Origin of the sequence: Azospirillum doebereinerae (assembly GCF_003989665.1) — a bacterium.
Classification (GTDB): Bacteria; Pseudomonadota; Alphaproteobacteria; order Azospirillales; family Azospirillaceae; genus Azospirillum; species Azospirillum doebereinerae.
Window position 1 is genome coordinate 43284 of record NZ_RZIJ01000005.1, and the last position, 18038, is coordinate 61321.

An 18038-nucleotide genomic window follows, 5' to 3' on the forward strand; every position below is an offset into this window, starting at 1 on the left:
TTACGACCCGACCGTCACCGCCGACCCGACCCGCAGGCCGAGCCGGGTGTCGGCGCGGCCCCGGTTGACGGCGATCTCCGCCAGACCGTTCGAATTCCCGTACCACAGCGCCCCGCCCGGCCCGGCGTCCGCGAAGGTCCGGCCGCGCTCAAGCTGTTGATTCCCAACGGATAGGACCGCATCTGGCGGAAGTTGCGACGCCCGCAGGCCGGTCATCGCGTTGCCGTAGACGTCCACGTAGACGATCCGCGCCAGATCGTCCGGCCAGTCCGGACGCGCGATGACCGACACGGGAATCTCCTTACGCACCACGGTCTGCCCGGTCGCCAGCCGCGCCGCGACCGGGGCGAACAGGTCGCGTCCGTGGAAGCTGGCCGACAGCCGTTCCGGCTGCCACTCGATGGTCCAGGCGCGGGCGGCGGCGGCACGGCGGCCGACGATCTCGAACAGGCCGTTGTCCGGGCCGATGAACAGCCGCCCGTCCGCCTCGACGACCAGCGGCCGGCGGTCGGTGCCGACGCCGGGATCGACCACGCAAACGAACACGCTCCCCGCCGGAAAGGCGGGCGCGTAGGCGGCCAGCAGATAGGCGGAAAGTTGTGGATCGAAGGCCGGCGCGTCGGCGAACAGGTCGATCACCGGCACGCCCGGCGCCTGTTGCGCCAGCACCGCCTTGACCTGTCCGGTGTAGGGGCCGGACAGGCCGAAATCCGTGAAGAGGACGATCATGGGCGGGAGTGTAGCGCGGGGCGACCGGGAGGGGGAGGGACGGAAGCGTGGTGCCCCTCCCACAATTCCCCATCCCACGACACGGCCTCCCCCCCACGCGTTACGCAGAGCGCGACAAATCATCTTGTGAATTACCGCTTTGCCGATGTAAAACATTTTCCAACCAACAGTCCGAGTTGGGGGAGGCTCGAACGATCCTCCGGCCCTCGGACCGCAGCCGGGCCTCCCGCGCCTGGAAAACCCAACGGAACCTCAGGAGTGGCCGTGATGCTCCGCATCTCCAAGAAGCTGATGTTCGCCATCGAGGCGGTTCTCGACATCGCCTACAACGCGGGCACCGAGCCGGTGCAGTCCGGAGAGATCACCCGCCGTCAGGGCATTCCCAAGCGTTACCTGGAACAGGTGCTCCAGCAGCTCGTCCGCGACGGCGTGCTGGCCGGCGTGCGCGGTCCGCGCGGCGGCTACCGGCTGGCGCGCGAGCGGCGGCGGATCACGCTGGGTGAGATCGTCAAGGTCGTCCGCTCGATGGAAACCGCGACCGATCCCATCGAGGAACCCGCCGGCTCCATCCTGGGCCACAAGGTGGTGCGCCCGCTGTGGGGCGAGCTTCAGGAAGAGACCATGAAGCAGCTCGACACCGTCACCATCGAGGATTTGTGCATGCGGGCCAGGGCCGCCGGGGTGGAGAGCGAAACGGAAGACCGCATCGACTTTACGATTTGATTCCCCCTGTCGGAGTGGGTAAATTCGCTCCAGGGTGTTGAAATCGTCTGAAAGACAAAGGAAAGAGGTGGAATCATGGCTGCTCCCGAGTTCCGCGGCAAGGTCTACGACAGCATCCTCGACACCATCGGCGCCACGCCGCTGGTGCGTCTGAGCCGTCTGGCGGACGAGGCCGGGGTCAAGGCGCAGATCCTCGGCAAGCTGGAGTTCTTCAACCCGCTCGCCAGCGTCAAGGACCGCATCGGCAACGCCATGATCGAGGCGGCGGAAGCGGCGGGCACCATCGCGCCCGGCCGCACCACCCTGGTCGAGCCGACCTCGGGCAACACCGGCATCGCGCTGGCCTTCGTCGCCGCCGCCAAGGGCTACAAGCTGATCCTGACCATGCCGGAGAGCATGTCGGTCGAGCGCCGCAAGATGCTGAAGCTGCTGGGCGCCGAGTTGGTGCTGACCCCGGCCTCGGAGGGCATGAAGGGCGCGATCCGCAAGGCCGAGGAAATCCTGGCGGCCGACCCGAACGCCTATCTGCTCCAGCAGTTCAAGAACACCGCCAACCCGGCGGTCCACCGCGTCACCACCGCCGAGGAAATCTGGAACGACACCGCCGGTCAGGCCGACATCCTGATCTCGGGTGTCGGCACCGGCGGCACGCTGACCGGCGTCGGTGAGGTGCTCAAGCAGCGCAAGCCCGGCTTCAAGGTCGTCGCGGTGGAGCCGGAGGACAGCCCGGTCCTGTCGGGCGGCATGCCCGGCCCGCACAAGATCCAGGGCATCGGCGCCGGCTTCGTCCCGGACATCCTGCGCAAGGATCTGATCGACGAGGTGATCCGCATCTCCAACCAGCGCGCCTTCGAGACCGCCCGCAAGGTCGCCCGCCTGGAAGGCGTTCCGGTCGGCATCTCGTCGGGCGCGGCGCTCGCCGCCGCGCTGGAGCTGGGCGCCCGCCCGGAGAACGAGGGCAAGCAGATCGTCGTGATCCTGCCGTCCTTCGCCGAGCGCTACCTGTCCACCGCCCTGTTCGAAGGGCTGGAGTAACCGGCACTTCCGGTGGGGCGTCGCGGTCCACGGCGCCCTTCCCGTCGCGAACGCCCGGCCTTGCGCCGGGCGTTTTTGCGTCAGGCCTGGATGCCGTTCACCGGCGCCCGCACCGGCATGACGCAGCGGATGTGGGCGCCGCGCCCGGTGGTCTCGTCCATTTCCAGCCGGCCGCCGTGCAGCTCCACGACGTTGCGGGCGAGCGACAGGCCGAGCGCGGCGGCGCCTTGCGGATCCTTGTCGCCGGGCGCGGCGGCGCCGCTGACCGACAGGGTCACCGTGCCGTTCAGCCGCTCGCCGTAGAGGCGGATGCGGCGGTCGGCCGGCGGGTTGCGGATGGCGCCGACCACCAGCGTGAACAGCGCCTGTTTAAGCCGCTTGCCGTCCCCTTCCATCTCGCCCAGCGCCGACGGCGCCACGACCTCCAGCTTCAGCCCCTCGCGCCGCGCCCATTCGCGGGTCAGCCCGGCGACCGAGTCGAGCAGGTCCGGAACGTCGACCGGTCCGCGCTCCAGCGTCGTCACCCCGGCGCCCAGGCTGGTCAGGTCGACCACGTCGTCGATCAGCTCCAGCAGCCGCTCGCCGGCGTGCAGCGTGCCCTTCACGTATTCCATTTGGCGCGCGTTCAACTCGCCGAAATACTGGTTCGCCAGCACCTCGGCGAAGCCGATGATGCCGTTCAGCGGCGTGCGCAGGTGGTGCGAGACGTTGGCGATGAACTCGCTCTTCAACTGGTCGGCGGCCTCCAACGCGGCGTTGGAGGCGCGCAGCGCGTGCTCCAGCCGGGCGCCGTCGGTGACGTCGAGGTAGCTGTTCAGCACCGCCCCGTCGGGCAGCGGCAGGGTGGAGAACTCCACCACCGAGCCGTCGCTGCGCTCCACCCGGCCCGACCGCACGGTGCGTTCCAGGGTGGCGCCGATCAGCTCCTCCTTCAGCGCGTCCCAGACGCCGTCCGCGCCGTCGGTCTCCGTCCCGGCGGGGGGGGCGCTGACCAGCAGCGGGCGCATGCGCTCGATCACGTCGGCGATGTGGGGTTCGCCCTGGAGATCCTCGTCGGCCAGATCCCAGACGCGGGCGAAGGCCGGGTTGGACAGCTTCAGCCGACCGTCGCCGCCGAAGACGGCGATGCCCTCCGCCAGATTGTCCAGCGTCTCCTGCTGCACGGCGATCAGCGTGTTGTAGGAGGATTCCAGCGCCAGCGTGTTGGTCACGTCCTCCAGGATGGTGATCAGCCCGCCCAGCGGGTGGGGCGCCGCCAGATGGCGCAGGGTGGCGCCGTCGGGGAGGTGCAGAAGCTCCTCCATCGGCTCCACCAGATGGGTGTAGCGGGTCAGCCGCTCGCGCTTGAAGGTCTGGTAGTCGGCGTATTCCGGCAGGCGGCGGCGGGCGCGCAGCTCCTCCAGCAGTTCGGCGTTGGTCGGCTCGTTGCGCAGCCAGGATTCGTCGAGATCCCACAGCCGGGCGTAGGCTTGGTTGAAGAATTTCAGCCGCGTGTCCGCCCCGAAGATGGCGATGGCGGTGCCCAGCCGCTCCAGAACCTCGGCGTGGGCGGCGAGGTGGCGGTTCAGTTCGCCGCGCAGTTCGTCCAGCGGGGTGAGGTCCAGGGCGTAGCCGACCACCAGCGTGCCGACCTCGGCGCCGAAGGGAACCGGGGCCTCGGTCACCTCCAGCAGGCGGCGTTCGGTGCCGATGACGACCGGAACGCGCTCGGACTGGGCGAAGCCGCCGCTGCGCGCCCGTTCGGCCAGCGCGCGGCCGGCGACGCCCGCCGCCAGCTCCTTCTGGCCAGACACCACGGCGGCGGGCTCGGCGTCCACCGCGCGGGCGTAGGCGCGGTTGCACCAGGACAGGCCGAGGTCGCGGTCGCGCAGCCAGACCGGGATCGGCAGGGCATCGGCGGCGGCGCGCAGCTCGGCGAGCCCGGCCTGGGCGGCGTCGCAGGCGGCCTCGCGGTCGCGGGTTTCGGCCTGGGTGGCGGTGACGTCCTCGATCCACACCACGTCGCAGCGCTCGGCGCTGCGGCCGCTGCCGCGCCGTCCGGTCAGGATCAGGCGGCGGCCGTCGCGGGTCCCGGCGTTGCAGCGGAAGGCCTCGCCGACGCGGCGCAGACGGTCGAGCGATTCCGCGAGGCCGGGGGAGTCCAGCGCGCCGACGAACTCGTCGGGGGTGACGATGCCCAGCAGGGCGCGGGCCTCGGCCGACAGGGTGCCGGTCCCCGTCCGGTCCCAGGCGCACCAGGGATGCGGGGCGGCCGCCAGCATGGCCTCCAGCCGGTCGCGGTCGGCCGCCGCGCGCTCCGCTTGGCGCCGGCTTTCCTTGTTCCAGAAAAATCCGCCAAAGCCGGCCACGCTCACCACCCCCGCCAACGCCAGCGATGCCGGCGATCACCCATCGCCGAAAGGGTCAAGACACACCCCCCGCCCAAGCGCAGCCGGAATCGGAGGGGGTGGCTTGGGACACGCATCCACGCGAGGGAGAGTAGTCCAGGCATCCCCGACCGACAAGCAAGCCGCGCATCCGTTGCGGGTTTTCCAAGGCCTACCCCTCCAAAGAGTGGAAGCCGGCGGTCAAGTTGCGTCAAGACGCCGCCTCCACTGCCCGCCTCAGGTCCCCGATGGCGTCTTTGACAGCCTGGAAGGCCGGTTCCAGCGCTTGGGCGTGGTGTTCCGCTTCCGCCGGGCGGCGGGCGACCAGCGCGGTCTCCAGCGCGGCGCAATGGACGGCCAGCGCCCGCGCCCCCGCCGTGCGCGCGGCCCCGGCGGCGGAATGGGCGGCGGCCCGCGCCGTGTCCGCATCGCCGGCCGTCAGCGCCGCCCGCGCCTGCGCCAGCGCGGGCGCGGTGGTCTCCAGGAAGAAATCCATCATGGCGACGGTGTCGGCGTCGAGCGCCCCGAAGGTCAGGCGCAGGTGGTCGAGGTCGAGCACCGGCGCTGGAGCGGGGAAGGACGGATCGGGCGGCGGCATGGCGGAACCTCGGCGGGTGGGCGTGGGGCGGGCCGGTTGCGTCGAGGGTAGCGGCATGGTGGGACGGGCGTCCAGAGCCGGCCGTTCAGGCGACGCCGGTGGATCCGAAGCCGCCGGCCCCGCGCGCGGTCTCGTCGAGATCCGCGACCTCGACCAGTTCGGCCTGGGGGGCCTGGGCGATCACCGCCTGGGCGATGCGGTCGCCGCGCGCGATGGCGAAGGGCTCCTCGCCGAGGTTGACCAGGCAGACGGCGACCGGGCCACGGTAATCGCAATCGACGGTGCCCGGGGTGTTCAACACGGTGACCCCGTTCTTCACCGCGAGGCCGGAGCGCGGGCGGACCTGCATCTCCCAGCCTTCCGGCAGGCCGACGGCGAAGCCGGTCGGCACCAGCGCCCGCTTGCCCGGCGCCAGCACCAGCGTCTCGCCGGCCGGAACGGCGGCGCGCAGGTCGAAGCCGGCGGCCCCGGCGGTGGCGTAGGACGGCAGGGCCAAGTCGTCGTTGCCGGGCAGGCGCAGGAATTTGACGGTGGGCATGGGGAACTCCTGGGGTGGGTGTCTTTGTGGGTGCGATGGCCCCCTCCCTAACCCTCCCCCGCCTGCGCGGGAGAGGGAACTCCGCCGAACGCCGGCAAAGGTCCGGCCCCCTCTCCCGCTGACAAGCGGGGGAGGGATGGGGAGGGGGCACGGGCGCGGACTACACCGTCTGGAAATGCGCGGCGACCGCCTCGGCCAGCCGGGCGGCGACGGCGTCCTTGCCCATGGTCGGCCAGGACTCGACGCCGCTTTCGCGGATGAGGTGGACGGTGTTGTCGGCGCCGCCGAAGGTGGTGGTGCCGAGCGACACGTCGTTGGCGACGATCCAGTCGCAGCCCTTGCGGGCGCGCTTGGCGGTGGCGGTGGCCACCACGTCGCCGGTCTCCGCCGCGAAGCCGACGACCAGCGCCGGGCGGCGTTCGCCGGCCTTGGACAGGGTGGCGAGGATGTCCGGGTTCTCGGCCAGCGCCAGGGCCGGCGGGCCGCCGCCGTCCTTCTTCAGCTTGCGGTCCGACGCCCCGGCGACGCGCCAGTCGGCGACCGCCGCCGCGCAGACCGCCACGTCGGCGGGCAGCGCCGCCTCGCAGGCCGCCAGCATCTCGCGCGCCGTCTCGATGGGCACCACGGCGCAGCCGGGCGGGTCGGGCAGGCGGGTCGGACCGCTGACCAGCGTCACGGCGGCGCCGAGCCGGGCCAGCGCCCCGGCGATGGCGTGGCCCTGTTTTCCCGAGGAGCGGTTGGCGATGTAGCGCACCGGGTCGATCGGCTCGTGGGTCGGGCCGCTGGTGACGAGCGCGCGGCGGCCGGCCAGCGGCTTGTGCGCGGCGTCCGCGAAATGCGCGGCGATGGCGTCGACGATCTCCATGGGCTCGGACATCCGGCCGGGACCGTACTCGTTGCAGGCCATGACGCCCTCGTTGGGACCGACGCGCCGCACGCCGCGCCGCTCCAGGAGAGCCATGTTCGCCTGCGTCGCCGGGTGCTGCCACATCCGCACGTTCATCGCGGGCGCCACCAGCACCGGCTTGTCGGTCGCCAGCAGCACGGTGGCGGCCAGATCGTCGGCCATGCCCGCCGCCATCCGCGCCAGCAGGTCGGCGGTCGCCGGCGCCACGACGACGAGATCCGCCGCGCGGGACAGCTGGATGTGCCCCATCTCCGATTCGTCGGTCAGCGACCACAGATCCTGGTAGACGGTGTGCTCGGTCAGCGCCTGCACCGACAGCGGCGTGACGAAGCGCCCGCCAGCGTTGGTCAGCACCGCGCGCACCGTCACGCCGCGCTCGCGCAGGCGGCGGATCAGGTCCAGGCTCTTGTAGGCCGCGATGCCGCCCGCGATCACGAGCAGCACCCGCTTGCCGGACAGAATGGCGTGATCGGTCATGGCGTGATCGGTCAAGGCCGCCTCCCTCGCGCGCGGTTAGGACAGCGGAAAACCCGCCCGGCTGCTGATAGTCCATCGCGTCGGCCGCGACAAGCGCGGGTTCCGGGGGCACCCTTCGCGCAATTTTGCTTCGCGAAGGGTTTTTGTCTGTTTCAAGACATACTGCTGTTTGTACGGGGTGGGATTCCGGGGCGGATCTGGTAGACATGGGACAGCCACCGCTCCCGCCACCTTCCTCTTGCGTGCCCCACCCAGCATGCCCGTCGGTTCCATCCCCGTTCTTCTCATCGAAGACACCCCCTCGCTGGCCCGCGTCTACGCGGAGTTCCTGAAGAAGGACTCCCACACCGTCATCGCGGTGGAGACCGGCGCCGAAGCGATGGAACAGCTCAAGGACGGCGCGCCCAAGGTGGTGCTGCTCGACCTCCAGCTTCCCGACATGAACGGGATGGAGGTGCTGCGTCGCATCGCCGCCCAGGCGCTGCCCTGCGCGGTCATCGTCATCACCGCCCACGGGTCGGTGAACGCGGCGGTCGAGGCGATGCGCTACGGCGCCTATGATTTCCTGGTCAAGCCCTTCTCCGCCGACCGGCTGGTCATCACCGTGCGCAACGCGGTGGAGCGGCTGCGGCTCGCCCAGATCGTCGACACCTTCGGCAAGGAGCTGGGACGCGGGCGGTATCACGGCTTCATCGGCTCGTCGCTGACGATGCAGGCGGTGTACCGGATCGTCGACAGCGCCGCCTCCTCGCGCGCCACCGTCTTCATCACCGGCGAGTCCGGCACCGGCAAGGAGGTCTGCGCCGAGGCCATCCACCGGCAAAGCCAGCGCGCGGCCAAGCCCTTCGTCGCGATCAACTGCGGCGCGATCCCCAAGGATCTCATGGAGAGCGAGATCTTCGGGCACATGAAGGGCTCCTTCACCGGCGCCGTCGCCGACCGCGAGGGCGCCGCCGCGCGGGCCGACGGCGGCACCCTGTTCCTGGACGAGATCTGCGAGCTGGCACCCGACCTCCAGACCAAGCTGCTGCGCTTCATCCAGACCGGCACCTACACGCCGGTCGGCGGGTCGAAGCTGGAGAAGGTCGACCTGCGCATCGTCTGCGCCACCAACCGCGATCCGCTCCGCGAGGTGGAGGAGGGACGGTTCCGCGAGGATCTCTATTACCGTCTGCACGTCATCCCGATCCACCTGCCGCCCTTGCGCGAGCGCGAGGACGACGTGCTCGACATCGCCCGCCACTACCTCGCGGAGTTCGCGGCGGAGGAGCACAAGGGCTTCACCCAGTTCTCGCCCGAGGCCGAGCAGACGTTGCGCCACTACCATTGGCCGGGCAACGTGCGGCAGTTGCAGAACGTCGTGCGCATCGTCGCGGTGCTGCACGACGGCGACACCGTCCGGCTGGACATGCTGCCGGCGCCGCTGGGCCTGCCGGGCGCCGTTCCGGTGCCGCCGACGGCGGTGGCGGCGCTTCCGTCCCCCGTCCCGGCCGCCCCGGCGCCCCGCCTTCCGGCGCCGCTGACCCCGGAAACCATCAAGCCGCTGTGGGAGGTCGAGAAGGACGCCATCGAGGACGCCATCGCCGCCTGCGACGGCAACATCCCGCGCGCCGCCGCCCTGTTGCAGATCAGCGCCTCGACCATCTACCGCAAGCGTCTGGCCTGGCAAGCGGAAGGCAAGCTCTGACTGGAGTTCGCGGCGCTTCGGCAAAAACGCGCGAAGATCACCGGAAACACCGCCGAATGAACCGCCGTCGCGATCGGGGTATTTCCTAAGACGAAAGCGTCGTCGATCGTCCTATGCCGTGAGATGGAATTGCCCGCAACCGCAGCCTGCGGCTAGCTTCCCCGCACATCGTCTTGGTTCCGCCTGCCCGACGCGTGGTTTGCCGGCGGTCAGCGATCGATCATCCAGGGGAGAAGCCCATGACCAGCGGCACCGTCAAATGGTTCAACACCACCAAGGGCTACGGATTCATCGCCCCGGAGGCGGGGGCGAAGGACATCTTCGTCCACATCACCGCCGTCCAGCGGTCCGGCCTGCACGCCCTGGCGGAAGGCCAGCGGGTCGAGTTCGAGGTGGCGCGCGGCGACAACGGCAAGGATTCGGCGGTCAACATCAGCGTCGTCGAGTGAGGTAAGCGTTCTTTTGCCGGCCCGCCCTCAGCCGAGGCGGCCGGCGGCGCGGTAGGCGGCGATGGCCTCGCCCGCCAAGCGGGGAATGTCGCCGCGCAGCGCCTCCACCTCGGCCGCCGCGCCGTCCCGGCAGGCCATTTCCAGGGCACGGGCGGCGACGCACAGCGCCTGGGCGCCGAAGGTGCCGGCCGTGCTCTTCAGCGTGTGCGCCTCGCGCGTCAGGGCGGCGAGGTCGGCCTGACCGGCGATCCGCGCCACCCGCTCCAGCGTTTCGTCGACGAACTGGCGCAGCACCTCCGCCAGCAGGTCGGCGCCCAGATCCCGCTCCAACTGGGGCAGGACCTCGCGGTCCAGGACGCCGTCCTCCACCACGGCCGCGTCCGGCGCGCTGGACGCGGCCGACACCCCCGCCGGCCCGTCCGCCGGCCGCAGCCAGCGCGCCACCGTGTCGAGCAGCTGGGCGCGGTCGATCGGCTTGGCGACGTGGTCGTTCATCCCGGCCTCCAGGCAGCGGGCGCGGTCGTCGTCGCCGGTGTCGGCGGTCATCGCCACCACCGGCACGAGCCCCGCCGCGCCCGGCAGGCCGCGCAGCAGCCGGGTGGCGGTCAGCCCGTCCATCTCCGGCATCGACACGTCCATCAGGATCAGGTCGAAGCCGCCGGCCTGGGCCGCCATCACCGCCTCCAGCCCGTTGTTCGCCGTCTCGGTGCGGTAGCCGGCCTGGGCCAGCACGGCGGCAACGATCATCTGGTTCAACGGGCTGTCCTCCACCACCAGGACAAGGCGGGACTCGGGCGGCTCGGGGGGCGACTCGGGGGCCGGCTCCGGGGCCACGGGGCGGTCGGGCGAAGACATGGGGCGGGTTTCCCGGAGGACGTGCGAGGACCGCACCACTCTAGGCAGGCCGGGGCAAGGCGGCAATGGCGGCGGGCCATTTCCAGGACCCGTACGGTCGGACGCTTCAAATCGCCGCGTTCCACCGTTATGGTGGCGCCTTTGACGGCGCGTCACCCTCGCTTCAGGCGGTTCGCAGACGATGAGCAGACCCAACACCTACCGTTCCGGTCCCGACGAACGCGGGCATTTCGGCATCTATGGCGGGCGCTTCGTCGCCGAGACGCTGATGCCGCTGATCCTCGACGTGGAAAAGGCCTACCGCGAGGCCCGCGCCGATCCCGCCTTCGAGGGCGAGATGCGCCAGCAGCTCAAGCAGTATGTCGGCCGCCCGAACCCGCTCTATCACGCGGAACGCCTGACGGAGCTGCTCGGCGGCGCCAAGATCTACTTCAAGCGCGAGGAGCTGAACCACACCGGCGCGCACAAGATCAACAACTGCGTCGGCCAGATCCTGCTGGCCCGGCGCATGGGCAAGACCCGCATCATCGCCGAGACCGGCGCCGGCCAGCACGGCGTGGCGACCGCGACCGTCTGCGCGCTCTACAACATGCCCTGCGTCATCTACATGGGCGAGACCGACATCGCCCGGCAGGCGCCCAACGTCTTCCGCATGAAGCTGCTGGGGGCGGAGGTGCGCGCCGTCACCTCGGGCGCGAAGACGCTGAAGGACGCGATGAACGAGGCGCTGCGCGACTGGGTCACCAACGTCGCCGACACCTTCTACATCATCGGCACCGCCGCCGGCCCGCACCCCTACCCCGCCATGGTCCGCGACTTCCAGTCGGTCATCGGCAAGGAGGTCCGCGCGCAGATGCAGGAGCTGGAAGGCCGGCTGCCCGACTCGCTGGTCGCCTGCGTCGGCGGCGGGTCGAACGCCATCGGCCTGTTCCACGACTTCCTCGACGAGCCGACCGTCGGCATGGTCGCGGTCGAGGCCGCCGGACGCGGCATCGAGAAGGGGCCGCTCGACCACGCCGCCTCGATCAACGGCGGGCGCCCCGGCGTGCTGCACGGCAACCGCACCTACCTGTTGCAGGACGAGGACGGCCAGATCCTGGAGGGCCACTCGATCTCCGCCGGGCTCGACTACCCCGGCGTCGGTCCGGAGCACAGCTGGCTGCACGACGTCGGCCGGGTCGAGTATTCCGCCGCCACCGACCAGGAGGCGCTCGACGCCTTCCAGCTCTGCGCCCGCACCGAGGGCATCATCCCGGCGCTGGAATCGGCGCATGGGCTGGCCGAGGTCATCAAGCGCGCGCCGACCCTGCCCAAGGACCACCTGATGGTGCTGTGCCTGTCGGGCCGCGGCGACAAGGACATCTTCTCCGTCGCCCAGCATTTGGGAGTTTCCCTGTGAGTGCCGACCTCATCGCCGATCGCACGGTCGATCCCATCGCCGACGGCCGCATCGCCCGCCGCTTCGCCGCGCTGAAGGCGGAGGGCCGCGCCGGCCTGATCGCCTTCGTCACGGCCGGTGACCCCGACGCCACGACCTGCCAGGCCCTGCTCGACGGGCTGCCGGGGGCGGGCGCCGACCTGATCGAGCTGGGCGTGCCCTTCACCGACCCGATGGCCGACGGCCCGGCGATCCAGGCCTCCTCCCTGCGGGCGCTGGCCGGCGGCATGACGGTGCGCAAGACGCTGGAGCTGGTGCGGACCTTCCGCGCCAAGGACTCCGACACCCCGATCATCCTGATGGGCTATTTCAACCCCATCGACAGCTACGGGGTGGACCGCTTCCTGGCCGACGGCAAGGAGGCCGGGGTGGACGGCCTGATCATCGTCGACCTGCCGCCCGAGGAGGATGACGAGCTGTGCATTCCGGCGCTGAAGGCCGGGGTCAGCTTCGTTCGCCTGACGACGCCGACCACCGACGACCGGCGCCTGCCGGCGGTGCTGACCAACACGTCCGGCTTCATCTACTACGTGTCGATCGCCGGCATCACCGGCACCGCCAGCGCCGCCAACACCGCCATCGACGCGGCGGTGGAGCGGCTGAAGCGCCACACCGCCCTGCCGGTCGCGGTCGGCTTCGGCATCCGCACGCCCGAACAGGCGGCCGACGTCGCCCGCGTCGCCGACGCGGCGGTGGTCGGCTCGGCCATCGTGACCCGTCTGGCCGATGGGCTGGACGAAGGCGGCAAGGCGCGGCCCGGCGCGGTCGAGGACGTGCTGGGCTTCGTCCGCACGCTGGCCGAGGGCGTGCGCGGGGCGCGGGCCTAGGCAAACACGCGAACCGTCCGGCCCCAACCGCGCGCCGATTCGGGCCGGACGGTTTACAAGCGCCTCAAAGAGCATTACGACACCCGCAAACACGATCGCTCACGGCGACCCGATCCGACCGAATGCTGGATGCGGCGGGGCTTGCCAACGCGCTTCCGCGCATCGCCGTGCCGTTGAAAGGCGTTCCATGAACTGGCTCACCAACTACGTCCGTCCGAAGATCCGCGCGCTCTACGCCCGCAAGGAAGTCCCCGACAACCTCTGGCACAAATGCCCGAGCTGCGAGGCGATGCTGTTCCACCGCGAGCTGGAAGAGAACCTGCACGTCTGCCAGCACTGCGGCTTCCACATGCGGCTCGACCCGATCAAGCGGCTCGAGTCGATCTTTGACGACGGCGCCTACGAGGGCGTCGAGCTGCCGAAATCGGTCGCCGACCCGCTGAAGTTCCGCGATCAGAAGCGCTACACCGACCGCCTGAAGGAGGCGCAGACCAAGACCGGCCGCACCGACGCCATCGTCGTCGGCGATGGCCGGATCGGCGGGCTGCCGGCCGTGGTCGCCGCCTTCGACTTCGGCTTCATGGGCGGGTCGATGGGCATCGCCGTCGGCGAGGGGCTGCTGACCGCCGCCAAGCTGGCCGTCGCGAAGAACGCGCCGCTGATCGTCGTCCCGGCCTCGGGCGGGGCGCGCATGCAGGAGGGCATCCTGTCCCTGATGCAGATGCCGCGCACCACCATCGCGGTGGAGATGGTCAAGGAGGCCGGGCTTCCCTACATCGTCGTGCTGACCGACCCGACCACCGGCGGCGTCACCGCCTCCTTCGCGATGCTGGGCGACGTCCACATCGCCGAGAAGGGCGCGCAGATCGGCTTCGCCGGCGCCCGCGTGATCGAGAGCACGATCCGCGAGACCCTGCCGGAAGGCTTCCAGCGCTCCGAATACCTGCTGGAGCACGGCATGGTCGACATGGTGGTCCACCGCCGCGACCTGCGCGGCACGCTGACCCGCGTCATCGACCTGCTGACCCAGCCGACTCGGGGCCAGCCCGAGCCCGACGACCTCGACCTGTCCGCCGTCCCGGTGGCCGAGGTGGAGACCGTCGCCCAGCCCGGTCCCGTCTGATCCCCCAAGCCGTCCGACACCCCGAGCCGAAGCGATGGCGCGCATGACCGACCCGACGACCGCCCCCGTCCGTTCCGACCCCGTGCTGGAGCGGTTGAAGGGCCTTCATCCCAAGGTCATCGACCTGTCGCTCGACCGGGTCCACCGGCTGCTGGCGGCGCTCGGCCATCCGGAGCGGCGCCTGCCGCCGGTGGTCCACGTCGCCGGCACCAACGGCAAGGGCTCGACCGTCGCCTTCCTGCGCGCGTTCCTGGAGGCGGCGGGGCACCGGGTGCACGTCTACACCTCGCCGCATCTGGTGCGGTTCCACGAGCGCATCCGGCTGGCCGGGCGGCTGATCGACGACGACCATCTGGCGGCCCTGCTGGAGGAATGCGAGGCCGCCAACGCCGGCGGCCCGATCACCTTCTTCGAGGTGACGACGGTCGCCGCCTTCCTCGCCTTCTCGCGCGTGCCGGCCGACGTCGTGCTGCTGGAGACGGGCTTGGGCGGGCGGCTGGACGCGACCAACGTGATCGACCGCCCGGCGGTCACCGCGATCACCCGCATCTCCTCCGACCACCGCCAGTTCCTCGGCGAGACGCTGACCGAGATCGCCGGCGAGAAGGCCGGCATCTTCAAGCCCGGCGTGCCCGTGGTGATGGCCGAGCAGCCCGCCGCCGAGGCGCTCAACGCGCTGACTTTGCGCGCCGCCGCCATCGGCGCGCCCATCCGGCCCTGGACCGCCACGCCGCAGCCCGGCGGCTTCCGCTTCGAGAGCGCCAAGCGCCGGCTCGACCTGCCGATGCCGGGATTGGCCGGCGCGCACCAGATCGGCAACGCCGGGCTGGCGCTGGCCTGCCTCGACCATCTGCCCCTGGCGGTGGACGAGGCGGCGATCCGCCGGGGGCTGACCTCGGTCGAATGGCCGGCGCGGCTGCAACGGCTGACGCGCGGGCCGCTGGCCGACGGCCTGCCCCCCGATTGGGAGCTGTGGCTGGACGGCGGGCACAACGATTCGGCGGGCGAGGTTCTGGCCCGGCAGGCGGTGGACTGGTCCGCCGCCGACGCCGACAGGGATGGCGAGCGTCCGCTGCTGCTGATCTACGGCATGCTGGCCAGCAAGGACCCTTACGAGTTCCTGGCCCCGCTGGCGCCCTTCGCCCACGCCCTGCGCAGCGTGGCGATTCCCGGCGAGGAAGCCTCCCTGACCGCCGAGGAATCGGCCGAGGCCGGGCGCACCTGCGGCATCCAGGACAGCGCCGCCACGCCAAGCGTGGCCGCCGCGCTGGCCGGGTTGACGCAAGTGCGGACGGGACCGGCCCGCGTGCTGATCTGCGGGTCGCTCTACCTCGCCGGTTCGGTGCTGGCGGAGAACGGTTGAGCGTTCCATCGACGGACGCTTGCCCCCGCCCCATCCAGTTCCATCGACCGATCGCCGCTTACTGCCGCGCCATCCCCGGTAGCTCCGCGAGCAGCGCCGCGCGCGCCGCCATGCCGCTCGGGGTGTCCGATGGGCGGTCGCCGATCTCCAGCCGGGCGAAGACGACGCGACCGCCGCTCCGCTCGGCCCAGCCCACGAACCAGCCCTGCGGGCGGCTGCGGTCGGGGGTGCCGTCGGCGTTGCGCCGCCAGCCGCTGCCGGTCTTGCCCCATACGGTCCAGCCATCCTCGGCGGAGAATTGCGGGAGGATCGCGGCGGTCATCTCCTGCGACCGCGCCGACACCGGAAGCTTGCGGTCGAGCATCCGCCGCAGGAACGCCACCTGCTCGTCCGGCGAGATCGCCAGCGACGACATCAGCCAGGACCGGGTCAGCCCGTCCTTCTTGCCGGGGTTGCCGGACAGGTCGCGGTTGCCGTAGCCGAGCCGGTTCACGTAATCCTGGAACCGCGCCATGCCGAGCCGCCGCGTCAGTTCCTGCGAGTACCAGACGATGGAATCGCGTTCCCAGATGGTCGGGTCGGTCGCCTGCCGCTCGCGCTCGCTGAGGGTCTGGTCGCGCGGGTGGTCCCACACCGGTTCGTGCGCGCCGGTCAGGATGCCGGCGTCGAAGCCCATCAGGGCCAGTGGGATCTTGAAGGTCGAGACGGGGGTGACGCGGTCGGCGCAGGGACCGTCGCGGAACAGCACCGCGCCCGTCGCCGCGTCGAGCACGACCGAGCAGACGATCCGCCCATCCGGCTGCTTGCCCGCCTGCTTGTCCGCCTGTTTAGCCGGGGTGGCCGCCAGCGCGCCGAAAGGGCCGCCCAGCGCGGCCGCGCCCAGCCCGATGCAAATTCCTTTTGTGAAGACCCGCCGATCGATCGCCATGCCGTTCCTCCTCGTTTGTGGCTGGCGGCAGGAATACGGCGCTGGAAGACGCCTCACAAACGATGATACATCGGGCGAGTCCCTAGAAAAATTTGGGCATGAGGAGCCGTTCCCCGAGATGGTCCGCACGCATCTGCCGCTGAACGCGCTGCGCGCCTTCGAGGCGTCGGCCCGCCACCAGAGCTTCACCAAGGCGGCCATCGAGCTGTGCGTGACCCAGGCGGCGGTCAGCCATCAGGTGAAGACGCTGGAGCAACGGCTGGGCGCGGTGCTGTTCCGCCGCCTGCCTCGCGGCCTCGCCCTGACCGACGAGGGGCTGGCGCTGCTGCCGGTGCTGCGCGAGTCCTTCGACCGCATCGGCGAGCTGCTCGACCGCTTCGAGACCGGCCATGTGCGCGAGGTGCTGACGGTGGGCGTGGTCGGGACCTTCGCGGTCGGCTGGCTGCTGCCCCGCCTGCGCGGCTTCACCGGGACGCACCCCTTCATCGATCTGCGGCTGATGACCAACAACAACCGCGTCGACCTCGCCGCCGAGGGGCTGGACTGCGCGATCCGCTTCGGCGACGGGGCGTGGCATGGGATGGACGCCGACCCGCTGTTCGACGCCCCGCTGTCGCCGCTCTGCGCGCCGGAGATCGCCGCGCGGCTGTCCGAACCGGCCGACCTGCTGCGCGAAACGTTGCTGCGCTCCTACCGCTCCGACGAATGGCCGCGCTGGTTCGAGGCCGCCGGGTTGCCGGCGCCGCCGATCAAGGGGATCGTCTTCGATTCGTCCTGGATGATGGTGGAGACGGCGGTCCAGGGCGACGGCGTCGCGCTGGCGCCGCCCCTGATGTTCGCCCGCCATCTGGAGGCCGGCCGCATCCGCCGGCCCTTCGCCGCCGAGGTGCGGCTGGGCGGCTACTGGCTGACCTGGCTGAAATCCAGGCCGCTCACCGGCGCTATGCGCGCCTTCCGCACGTGGCTCCGCGTGGAAGGCGAGCGACCGCTCAGCGGTACTCCTTGAAGCGCTCCGTCGCCTGGACCAGGGCGGCGCGGATGCCCGGCTCCATCGCCGAATGGCCGGCATCGGGAACGATGCGGTAATCGGCCTCCGGCCACGCCCGGTGCAGCTCGTCGGCCGAGACCGGCGGGCACACCACGTCGTAGCGCCCCTGCACGATGGCGCCCGGCAGGTGGCGGATGCGGTGGACGTCGCGCAGCAGCTTGTCCTCCGGCTCGAAGCGGTTGGAGCGGAAGTAATGCGCCTCGATCCGCGCCAGCCCCAGCGCGTGGGTGTCCTCGCCGCTGGCCGCGATCAGCTCGGGCGAGGGCAGCAGGGACGAGCAGCTTCCCTCGTAGACGCTCCACACCCGCGCCGCCGCCATGCGGACGAAGCGGTCGGGCGAGTCGAGCCGCTTCCAATAGGCTTCCAGCAGATCGCCGCGCTCGTCCTCCGGGATGTGGGCGGCGAAGGCGCTCCATGCCTCGGGGAACAGCACGCGCATCGAATAGAGGAACCAGTCGATCTCGCTCTTCCGCATCAGGAAGATGCCGCGCAGGATCAGCCCCAGGCAGCGCTCCGGGTGGGTCTGGGCGTAGGCCAGCGCCAGGGTCGAGCCCCAGGAACCGCCGAACAGGTGCCAGCGCTCGATCCCCAGATGGCGGCGCAGGGTCTCGATGTCCTCGACCAGCCGTTCGGTGGTGTTCTCGCGCGTTTCGCCCAGCGGGGTGGAGCGGCCGGCGCCGCGCTGGTCCATCACGACGATGCGGTAATGGGCGGGATCGAAGAAGCGGCGGTGCGTCGGCGAGGCGCCGGCCCCAGGCCCCCCGTGCAGGAACATCACCGGCACCCCGCGCGGGTTGCCCGCCTGCTCCCAATAGACCGTGTGGATCCCGTCCACGGCGATGGTGCCGCTCTGGTAGGGATCGATGGGCGGATAGAATTCGCTGCGGGGCATGGCCGTCGGTCCTGTGGTGCGGTGGCGAAGTGTAAGGGAGCGGTGCCACGTTGCG

General features: G+C 70.9%; 17 protein-coding genes. 9 read left to right on the top strand and 8 right to left on the bottom strand.

Annotated elements, in window-relative coordinates; all coding sequences use genetic code 11:
* Entirely contained in the window at positions 1–729 is a 729-nt protein-coding gene (locus EJ913_RS08205; RefSeq protein WP_126996638.1) for an SAM hydrolase/SAM-dependent halogenase family protein, read from the bottom strand.
* A gap of 267 nt (positions 730–996) precedes the next feature.
* On the opposite strand from EJ913_RS08205, the gene EJ913_RS08210 reads away from it, so the two are divergent.
* Positions 997–1452, top strand: coding sequence for an RrF2 family transcriptional regulator (locus tag EJ913_RS08210; protein ID WP_126996640.1), 456 nt, complete (start codon positions 997–999; stop codon positions 1450–1452).
* 75 nt (positions 1453–1527) lie between these two features.
* A complete protein-coding gene (gene cysK, locus EJ913_RS08215; protein ID WP_126996642.1) occupies positions 1528–2487 on the top strand; it encodes a cysteine synthase A in 960 nt (319 codons plus the stop codon).
* 80 nt (positions 2488–2567) lie between these two features.
* On the opposite strand, the gene EJ913_RS08220 is transcribed toward cysK, so the two are convergent.
* From EJ913_RS08220 to coaBC, 4 genes are all read right to left on the bottom strand, one after another.
* Positions 2568–4835: a PAS domain-containing sensor histidine kinase gene (locus EJ913_RS08220; protein WP_238521854.1), complete on the bottom strand. Its 2268-nt coding sequence runs from the start codon at positions 4833–4835 to the stop codon at positions 2568–2570.
* Positions 4836–5064: 229 nt separating this feature from the next.
* Entirely contained in the window at positions 5065–5451 is a 387-nt protein-coding gene (locus EJ913_RS08225) for an Hpt domain-containing protein (protein WP_244939288.1), read from the bottom strand.
* An 85-nt stretch (positions 5452–5536) separates the two neighbouring features.
* Positions 5537–5989 carry a dUTP diphosphatase gene (gene dut, locus EJ913_RS08230; protein ID WP_126996648.1) on the bottom strand — a complete coding sequence of 151 codons (453 nt, stop codon included), beginning with the start codon at positions 5987–5989 and terminating at the stop codon, positions 5537–5539.
* A 160-nt stretch (positions 5990–6149) separates the two neighbouring features.
* Positions 6150–7373 (bottom strand): bifunctional phosphopantothenoylcysteine decarboxylase/phosphopantothenate--cysteine ligase CoaBC, encoded by a 1224-nt coding sequence (gene coaBC / locus EJ913_RS08235; protein WP_126997092.1) that lies wholly within the window; start codon positions 7371–7373, stop codon positions 6150–6152.
* A 256-nt stretch (positions 7374–7629) separates the two neighbouring features.
* Here coaBC and EJ913_RS08240 point away from each other — a divergent pair, with 256 nt between their 5' ends.
* Positions 7630–9060, top strand: coding sequence for a sigma-54-dependent transcriptional regulator (locus EJ913_RS08240; RefSeq protein ID WP_126996650.1), 1431 nt, complete (start codon positions 7630–7632; stop codon positions 9058–9060).
* A 239-nt stretch (positions 9061–9299) separates the two neighbouring features.
* Positions 9300–9509: a cold-shock protein gene (locus EJ913_RS08245; protein ID WP_126996651.1), complete on the top strand. Its 210-nt coding sequence runs from the start codon at positions 9300–9302 to the stop codon at positions 9507–9509.
* A gap of 27 nt (positions 9510–9536) precedes the next feature.
* Here EJ913_RS08245 and EJ913_RS08250 read toward each other — a convergent pair whose 3' ends face one another.
* The gene (locus tag EJ913_RS08250; RefSeq protein WP_126996653.1) at positions 9537–10364 is read right to left on the bottom strand and encodes a response regulator; all 828 of its coding nucleotides are present in this window, start codon (positions 10362–10364) and stop codon (positions 9537–9539) included.
* A gap of 181 nt (positions 10365–10545) precedes the next feature.
* Here EJ913_RS08250 and trpB point away from each other — a divergent pair, with 181 nt between their 5' ends.
* The 4 genes from trpB (at position 10546) to EJ913_RS08270 (ending at position 15115) form a co-directional block, all read left to right on the top strand.
* Positions 10546–11763, top strand: a complete 1218-nt coding sequence (trpB, locus tag EJ913_RS08255) for a tryptophan synthase subunit beta (protein WP_126996655.1) — start codon at positions 10546–10548, stop codon at positions 11761–11763.
* Entirely contained in the window at positions 11760–12629 is an 870-nt protein-coding gene (gene trpA, locus EJ913_RS08260; RefSeq protein WP_211098912.1) for a tryptophan synthase subunit alpha, read from the top strand. Before trpB ends, trpA begins: the two co-directional genes overlap by 4 nt.
* A gap of 187 nt (positions 12630–12816) precedes the next feature.
* Positions 12817–13752 (top strand): acetyl-CoA carboxylase, carboxyltransferase subunit beta, encoded by a 936-nt coding sequence (gene accD, locus EJ913_RS08265; RefSeq protein WP_126996657.1) that lies wholly within the window; start codon positions 12817–12819, stop codon positions 13750–13752.
* A 34-nt stretch (positions 13753–13786) separates the two neighbouring features.
* On the top strand, positions 13787–15115 hold the full coding sequence (locus tag EJ913_RS08270; protein WP_425321107.1) for a bifunctional folylpolyglutamate synthase/dihydrofolate synthase: 1329 nt from the start codon (positions 13787–13789) through the stop codon (positions 15113–15115).
* 58 nt (positions 15116–15173) lie between these two features.
* Here the strand turns inward: EJ913_RS08270 and blaOXA are convergent, their stop codons facing one another.
* Entirely contained in the window at positions 15174–16043 is an 870-nt protein-coding gene (gene blaOXA / locus EJ913_RS08275; RefSeq protein ID WP_126996661.1) for a class D beta-lactamase, read from the bottom strand.
* A gap of 118 nt (positions 16044–16161) precedes the next feature.
* Here blaOXA and EJ913_RS08280 point away from each other — a divergent pair, with 118 nt between their 5' ends.
* Positions 16162–17049: a LysR family transcriptional regulator gene (locus EJ913_RS08280; protein ID WP_126996663.1), complete on the top strand. Its 888-nt coding sequence runs from the start codon at positions 16162–16164 to the stop codon at positions 17047–17049.
* Here EJ913_RS08280 and pip read toward each other — a convergent pair.
* Positions 17033–17983, bottom strand: coding sequence for a prolyl aminopeptidase (gene pip / locus EJ913_RS08285; protein ID WP_126996665.1), 951 nt, complete (start codon positions 17981–17983; stop codon positions 17033–17035). The genes EJ913_RS08280 and pip overlap by 17 nt on opposite strands.
* Positions 17984–18038: the final 55 nt, after the last annotated feature.

Coding starts and splice junctions, on each gene's coding strand:
- EJ913_RS08280 (WP_126996663.1), top strand. CDS start 16,162: ATGGTCCGCACGCATCTGCCGCTGAACGCGCTGCGCGCCTTCGAGGCG.
- EJ913_RS08240 (WP_126996650.1), top strand. CDS start 7,630: ATGCCCGTCGGTTCCATCCCCGTTCTTCTCATCGAAGACACCCCCTCG.
- blaOXA (WP_126996661.1), bottom strand. CDS start 16,043: ATGGCGATCGATCGGCGGGTCTTCACAAAAGGAATTTGCATCGGGCTG.
- dut (WP_126996648.1), bottom strand. CDS start 5,989: ATGCCCACCGTCAAATTCCTGCGCCTGCCCGGCAACGACGACTTGGCC.
- EJ913_RS08270 (WP_425321107.1), top strand. CDS start 13,787: ATGGCGCGCATGACCGACCCGACGACCGCCCCCGTCCGTTCCGACCCC.
- pip (WP_126996665.1), bottom strand. CDS start 17,983: ATGCCCCGCAGCGAATTCTATCCGCCCATCGATCCCTACCAGAGCGGC.
- EJ913_RS08250 (WP_126996653.1), bottom strand. CDS start 10,364: ATGTCTTCGCCCGACCGCCCCGTGGCCCCGGAGCCGGCCCCCGAGTCG.
- accD (WP_126996657.1), top strand. CDS start 12,817: ATGAACTGGCTCACCAACTACGTCCGTCCGAAGATCCGCGCGCTCTAC.
- EJ913_RS08225 (WP_244939288.1), bottom strand. CDS start 5,451: ATGCCGCCGCCCGATCCGTCCTTCCCCGCTCCAGCGCCGGTGCTCGAC.
- EJ913_RS08205 (WP_126996638.1), bottom strand. CDS start 729: ATGATCGTCCTCTTCACGGATTTCGGCCTGTCCGGCCCCTACACCGGA.
- cysK (WP_126996642.1), top strand. CDS start 1,528: ATGGCTGCTCCCGAGTTCCGCGGCAAGGTCTACGACAGCATCCTCGAC.
- EJ913_RS08245 (WP_126996651.1), top strand. CDS start 9,300: ATGACCAGCGGCACCGTCAAATGGTTCAACACCACCAAGGGCTACGGA.
- coaBC (WP_126997092.1), bottom strand. CDS start 7,373: ATGACCGATCACGCCATTCTGTCCGGCAAGCGGGTGCTGCTCGTGATC.
- EJ913_RS08210 (WP_126996640.1), top strand. CDS start 997: ATGCTCCGCATCTCCAAGAAGCTGATGTTCGCCATCGAGGCGGTTCTC.
- trpB (WP_126996655.1), top strand. CDS start 10,546: ATGAGCAGACCCAACACCTACCGTTCCGGTCCCGACGAACGCGGGCAT.